This is a genomic window from Syntrophorhabdaceae bacterium (assembly GCA_028713955.1).
In the GTDB taxonomy this organism is placed as follows: Bacteria; Desulfobacterota; Syntrophorhabdia; order Syntrophorhabdales; family Syntrophorhabdaceae; genus UBA5609.
On record JAQTNJ010000161.1, the window covers coordinates 1 to 7120 of the forward strand.

The 7120-nt window shown below is 52.1% G+C and carries 6 protein-coding genes; 4 read left to right on the forward strand and 2 right to left on the reverse strand.

From position 1 onward, the window contains the following. The 4 genes from PHU49_12270 to PHU49_12285 all read left to right on the forward strand — a co-directional run. The coding region (locus PHU49_12270; GenBank protein MDD5244783.1) for an FAD-dependent oxidoreductase at positions 1-3188 on the forward strand (3188 nt) is incomplete at its 5' end. Between the two features lie 186 nt (positions 3189-3374). Further along, positions 3375-3818, forward strand: coding sequence for a hydrogenase iron-sulfur subunit (locus PHU49_12275; GenBank protein MDD5244784.1), 444 nt, complete (start codon positions 3375-3377; stop codon positions 3816-3818). Positions 3819-3889: 71 nt separating this feature from the next. Then, complete coding sequence (locus tag PHU49_12280; GenBank protein MDD5244785.1) at positions 3890-4558, forward strand: methylenetetrahydrofolate reductase C-terminal domain-containing protein; 669 nt, start codon at positions 3890-3892, stop codon at positions 4556-4558. Next, a complete protein-coding gene (locus PHU49_12285) occupies positions 4555-5472 on the forward strand; it encodes a methylenetetrahydrofolate reductase (protein ID MDD5244786.1) in 918 nt (305 codons plus the stop codon). Before PHU49_12280 ends, PHU49_12285 begins: the two co-directional genes overlap by 4 nt. A 65-nt stretch (positions 5473-5537) precedes the next feature. Here PHU49_12285 and PHU49_12290 read toward each other — a convergent pair whose 3' ends face one another. Beyond that, positions 5538-5936, reverse strand: a complete 399-nt coding sequence (locus PHU49_12290; GenBank protein MDD5244787.1) for a hypothetical protein — start codon at positions 5934-5936, stop codon at positions 5538-5540. A gap of 28 nt (positions 5937-5964) precedes the next feature. Further along, on the reverse strand, positions 5965-7120 hold a 1156-nt coding region (locus tag PHU49_12295; protein ID MDD5244788.1), incomplete at its 5' end, for a penicillin-binding transpeptidase domain-containing protein.

Consider the following 7120-nt stretch of genomic DNA (forward strand, 5'->3'; position numbering starts at 1 on the left):
CATGTCTTGAGAGTTGGGACGAGATGCCGGCCCATACATGGGAGATCCGGCAGGCCCTTGATGAAGGCATCATGATCCATACGTCCTGGGGACCAAAAGAGATCGTAATATCCGGTGACGGCTGCGCAACGGGCATCGATTGCAAACGGTGCGTATCGGTATTTGATGAAGACGGGCGGTTCAATCCCTGCTACGAGGACTCAACGACAAGGTATTTCAATGCCGACACGATCATCCTTGCCATCGGACAGGCCATCGATACGGATTTCCTCGCAGACATGCAGGACATCGAGCGGCACAGGGACGGCAGGATCAAGGTAGACCCCATCACCCTCCGGACGTCCGTTGAGGGTATCTTCGCGGGCGGAGACGCCGCAACAGGACCGAGGATGGCGATCGACGCGATCGCGCAGGGCAAGGAGGCTGCCGAGTCGATCAGGCGTTACCTCGAAGGGAGAGACCTGAGGGAAGGAAGGACGGCCCGCGAGGATACGCTCGTTGAAGATGTGCCCGATGGGATAGTAAAAAAGGCGCGCGTTGCCATACCGTCGATACCGGTTGAAAATAGAAAAGGTTTCCAGGAGGTCTATCAGGCACTTACCGAAAAAGATGCCGTAGAAGAGGCAAAACGGTGTCTGAGCTGCCGCAGATGCTTAGGGTGCAGGATATGCGAGGAGTTCTGCAAGCCTGAAGCCATCGATTACAGTGAAGGGTCTGTCGAAGAAAGATTTCAGGTCGGCAGTATCATTATAGCAAGCGGGTTCGATGAGTACGATGCCCACGGAAAGAAGGAATTCGGCTATGGGACATATCCGAACGTGGTCACCAGTGTGGAATTCGAGCGTATCCTCTCCGCGACAGGTCCAACGGGGAGCGCTGTCATGAGGCCTTCTGACGGGAAGATACCGAGAAAGATCGGCTTTATCCAGTGCGTCGGCAGCAGGGACAAGATCAACGAGTATTGCTCGTCGGTATGCTGCATGTACGCGACCAAAGAGGCGATCATCGCGAAGGAACACCAGAACGACATCGAGCCGACGATCTTCTACATGGACATACGGGCATTTGGAAAGGGCTTCGACCAGTATTTTGAGCGGGCAAAAGGCGAACACGGTGTCCGGTATGTAAGGTCCATGGTATCGAGGATACTCGAGGACCCTGTGACAAAAGACGTGGCCGTTGTCTATGTCGATGACAACGGTGAGATACGTGAAGAGGCCTTCGACATGATCATCCTCTCGGTGGGCTTACGACCGTCAAAGAACCTTGGGAAACTTGCCGCAACCCTGGGCGTAGAGCTCAACGGGTACGGCTTTATCAAAGGAGATTCTGGGAATCCTCTCCTGACCTCGCGCGAAGGGATCTATACATGCGGCGCCTGTGAATCTCCCCAGGACATCCCCGAAACCGTTACGGCTGCCTGCGGAGCAGCCTGCGAGGCGACATCGCTTATCACCGAGGCGAGAGGGAAAGATTTCATCATACAACAACTCCCTGATGAGATAAACGTCGATGCAGAAGAACCCCGTGTCGGTGTCTTTGTCTGCAATTGCGGCATCAACATCGGCGGCATCGTCAACGTCCCGGAGGTCAAGGAATACGCCAGGGGGCTCCCCAATGTCGTTCTCTCTGACGATAACCTCTTTACCTGCTCGCAGGACACCCAGGATAAGATGAAGAAGCTCATCACTGAACGCGGGATAAACAGGATAGTCGTTGCCTCCTGTTCTCCCAGGACACACGAACCCCTCTTCAGGGCAACCATACGCGAAATGGGGTTGAACAAATATCTCTTCGAGATGGCAAATATCAGGGACCAGTGTTCATGGGTCCATATGCACGACAAGGAAAACGCAACGGAGAAGGCGAAGACCCTCGTGAGAATGGCCGTCATGAACGCCAACTACATCAAGCCCCTGAAAGAGGTCACCATAGATGTGAACAGGAAAGCCCTCGTTGTCGGCGGCGGTATCGGCGGCATGACAGCGGCCCTCAAGCTCGCGAACCAGAATTTCGAGGTCTTCCTCATAGAGAAAGAAGCTGTGCTGGGCGGAAATCTGCGCTATATCTACCGTACCCTTGACGGCACCGACGTGCAGGAATTATTGAGTGATACGATAGAGAAGGTAACAAGCCACCCCCTCATCCACGCTGAGGTGAACACCACTATCACGGACCACAGCGGTTTCAAGGGAAATTTTTCAACGGGTATCGTGACAGGACCATCAAAGGAATACAGGAAGATAGAGCACGGGATCATCATTCTTGCCACGGGCGGTGAGGAATTTAAGCCTCACGGCCATTTCTCCTACGGCGAAGACAACAGGATCATGACCCAACACGAACTTGAAAAGAAGATCGCCGACGACGGGCTCGGTCCCTTTGAACGATGCGTTATGATACAGTGTGTCGGGTCAAGAAATGAAGAGCGGCCTTATTGCAGCAGGGTCTGCTGTTCAACGGCCATAAAGAACGCCATAATTCTGAAAGAGAAGAAACCGGAGAGCGATGTGGTAATCCTCTACCGGGATATCCGCACCTACGGCTTTCTGGAAAGGTACTACCTGAAAGCGAGAAGGCTTGGCGTGCGGTTTATACGGTACGATATATCATCGCAGCCGGTTCTGGAGCGGAAAGACGGCGGCCTCAACCTTACCTGTTATGATCCGTCCGTTATGGAGCATATATCATTTAATACAGACCTCCTTGTATTGAGCAGCGCCATTATACCGTCGGGTAACAATGAGCTCGCAACGCTGCTCAAGGTGCCGAGAACGAATGAAGGGTTTTTCCTTGAAGCCCATATGAAGCTTCGGCCCATAGACTTCGCTTCTGACGGGATGTTCCTCTGCGGGCTTGCCCATTCGCCGAAAAACATAAAGGAGACGGTCATCCAGGCAGAAGGCGCTGTGGCGAGGGCGATAACGATACTCTCAAAAGAGAAGATGGCCGTCGGCGGCATCGTCGCCCGCGTTGAGGGGGAGAAATGCGCTGCCTGTCTCACCTGCGTCAGGGTGTGCCCCTATTCAGTACCTGTCATTAATGAGCAAGGCGAAGCGGAGATTGACATCAGCAAGTGTAAAGGCTGTGGGACCTGCGCTGCCGAGTGTCCCGCAAAGGCGATTGACCTGATGCACTACAGGGACGTACAGATCACGGAGAAGGTGAAGGCGTTGTGCGTAAAATAGCAGAGAGCATAGGGCGGAGAGCGGAGAGTAAAAAAACAGAATATTTTGTAGCGAGTTCACGAGCCGGGTACCCGCTTGCGGGTGCGGGAGGCTCCACGGACTTTGTTCGTGGAGGGGGCGACGCGAGCCCCTGTAAAAGGCAGTGGAGAGTGGAGAGTGAAAAGCAAAGATTCAGCGCTTTGCGCTATGCGCTATGCGAAAGGGGTAACAGTGGATCGTTTTGAGCCTGAGATAATTGCATTCTGTTGTGAATACTGAGGGTATACCGCGGCGGACCTGGCAGGTTCGATGAGGCTCTCGTATCCGGCAAATGTAAAGATCGTGAAGGTCCCCTGCACCGGCAGAGTGGACATCATTCACGTGATGAAGGCCTTTGAGAATGGCGCTGATGGCGTCTATCTCGCTGGCTGTCTTGAAGGGGACTGCCACTTTCTTGTCGGGAACATCAGGGCACGGAAGCGTGTGGAATATATGAAGCAGCTTCTCAACGAGTGCGGCATCGGCGGAGATCGCGTTGCGATGTATAATATGTCGTCGGCAGAGGGACAGAAGTTCGCCGAGGCAGCGCGGGAAATGACGGAAAAGATAAGGGAGCTGGGACCAAACTCAGCGAAATCAGCGAAGAGCTGAGAGCTAAGAGCTAAGGGTTTAAACTCTCTGCTCTCTGCCCTTTGCTCTCTGCTATAATAAAGGAGTAAGTCATGATTGTCGCGAACAGAAAGCCTTTTGAAGAGATCATCGGGATGCTGAAGCCCTATTCCAGGATACTTCTTCTTGGCTGCAACGAATGCGTTACCGTCTGTGCGACCGGCGGGGCAAAGGAGGTTGCAGTGCTCGCGTCAGAGATACGGTTATTCAGGGCAAAAGAAGGCACGCCCGTAGAGATCAAAGAGGTGATATTAGAGAGGAATTGTGACCCAGAATACGTGGAAACCCTCAAACCTTTTATAGATGACTGTGATGTGGTGCTTTCGATGGCATGCGGCTGCGGCATCCAGTTCGTGGGCGAACATTACCGGAACAGGATCGTTTTGCCGGCCGTGAATACGACTTTCGACGGCGTCACGGAGCAGCACGGCGTGTGGGCTGAACGCTGCCAGGGATGCGGCAACTGCGTCCTCGACAGGACCCTCGGCATATGTCCCGTTACACGCTGTGCAAAGAGCATCTTCAACGGGCCATGCGGCGGTTCACAGGGGGGCGTCTGCGAAGTGGGCAAGGATACACCCTGCGCGTGGCAGCTTATCGTAGACCGCTACAAAGAGATGGGCATGCTTGACAGGTACCTCGAGATACAGCCGGCAAAGGACTGGTCGACAAGCAGGGACGGCGGCCCGAGAAAGAGGATCAGGGAGGATTTGAAGATATGAGCACTGAGAGCAATCTGGAAAGGGTACTGAGAAACGGTCATTTTGCCGTTACCTCTGAGTGCGGTCCCCCGCGCGGCGCTGACCCGGAGGCAGTGAAAAAAAAGGGTGCATTCCTCACAGGGTATGTTGACGCGGTCAATGTTACCGACAATCAGACGAGTGTCGTGAGGATGAGCAGCCTCTCCGCCTCTCTCATATTGAAGACGATGGGCCTTGACACTGTCATGCAGATGGTATGCAGGGACAGGAACAGGATCGCTATCCAGAGCGACATCCTCGGCGCTGCGGCATTGGGCATCAACAATATCCTCTGCCTCTCCGGCGACCATCAGAAGTTCGGGGACCACCCCACAGCAAAAAATGTTTTTGATATCGATTCCATGCAGCTCATACAGTGTATCAGGCAGATGGTTGATGACGGCAGGTTCCTAAGCGGTGAAGAGATAAAAGGCAAGCCCGACCTCTTCGTGGGGTGCGCCGCAAACCCCTTTGCCGATCCCTTTGAGATCAGGGCCATGAGGCTCGCCAAAAAGGTAAATGCCGGCGCGCAGTTCGTTCAGACCCAGTGTATATTCAATATTGAGAAATTCGGAAAATGGATGGAGATGGTGCGCGACCTCGGCGTCCACGAGAAGGTCTATATCCTCGCGGGGATTACGCCGATGAAATCTGTCGGCATGGCTAAGTACATGAAGAACTCCGTACCGGGCATGGATGTGCCCGATGACCTCATCAGGCGCATGCAGGATACCCCGAAGGAAAAGCAGGCAGAGGAAGGGATCAGGATATGCATAGAGACCATTGAAAAGGTGCGGGCAATCGAAGGGGTCAGCGGCATCCATATCATGGCCATCGAATGGGAGCAGATGGTACCGGAGATCGTCAGATCAGCTGGTCTTTACCCGCGACCCTAGAGTGCCTCTTAACAATAGGATACTGTTGGTCCTCAACTCTTCACTCTCCGCTCTTCGCTCGTTCATCACGGGCAGAAATTATCGTAAAGGGCGCCATATTTTGATTCCAGCGAAAACTTCACCCATGGCTGATCCTCTCCGTATCTCTGCTCAGGCAAAGCCTTGCCGCTTATCGTATCATATTCGATCAGGGAAAGTGTCTTGAAGATCTTCTGGGAGCAGTTTATCTCGATCTGCGACTTCACCTTGTCAACCTCATCGGTGCCTGTCTGCTTCTCCGTTATCTTCTGCCATATCCTGAACGATTTATTATCAAGACGCTCAAGACTTGTATTGTCAAAATAGAATCGTTCTTTTTCGTTTTCATAGAATGCCTTCCATTCCTGAGCATTTGACAGGGAGTAGGTTCCCATCATGACCAGGCTCAGACTAAAGACTAAAAATACTTTTAAAGATATTTTCATAATGACCTCCCAGGAACGTTATTCTTGCTTAGTGATATGGCAACGTATCAATACCCCCCGTTTCAATCCCCGCAAAATCATCAGGGGGATAGCGCCGTAAGGCTGAACCCATAAAGCTCATCCAGATCGGCAGACAAACCCTGGCGCCGCTTTCTCCCTTGCCGAGCGAAGTCCTCGCGTCAAAACCAACCCATACACCGGTCACGATATGCGGAGAATAACCGACAAAGAGGGCGTCGTAGTAATTACTCGTTGTACCTGTCTTTCCTGCAACAGGGTACCCCAATTTCGAAGCGCCCTTCGCTGTGCCGTATTCAGTTGGTCCCTTCAGAAGCACATTCATCTTCGCCGCTATGTCATCAGTGATGGCGCGCTCTTTTTCTACAGGATCTTCTTCGAGAACATTCCCCTCATTGTCAATAATCCTCTTCACGAAAAGAGGTTTTATCCTGTACCCCCCATTGGCGAATACCGCAAATCCTTTTACAAGGTCGAGAAGCGTCAGATTCGATGTCCCCAGAGCTATAGAGAGATTATCTTCAATCTCAACATTAAGACCAAGCTCTTTCATCGTCTCTTTTACCGATCCGACACCGATCTCTTCAAGAAGCCGCACTGTAGCCGCGTTCTTCGAATATGCGACAGCGTCCCGTATCGTTATCTGACCGTCGTATTTATTGTCATAATTTTTCGGGGTCCATGTCTTGCCGGCCCCGACAGGGTATTCTTTTGGTTCATCAATAATGAACGTATCGATATCATATCCCTTTTTTAATGCAGTGGCATATATAAAAGGTTTGAATGCGCTGCCGGACTGGATCTTCGCCGAGATGGCCCTGTTATAAGGACTTCGTTCAAAATCCCTCCCACCGACCATGGCATTGACATAACCCGTCTGGACATCCATGCAGAGCAATGCACCCTCGGCTTTTAAACTCTTTACAGGCTTAAAGAGGTGGGCCTTCTTTTTATCGATACCGGAATAGGTTCCTTTTATCACGTCACCTGGTTTGAACGGAAAGCCCTCTGTCTGGAGTATACCTTTTTCCTTGCCTGCCTGTATCAGATAACCATTCTTCATCCTCTCCGATATAAGAAGGTTGTATGTTTTCCCTGCTCTCAACCCGGAGAGTTTGATATCCTTGTCTTCAGCCTTTATGAAATCCCCCCATTTCCTCTTTTCC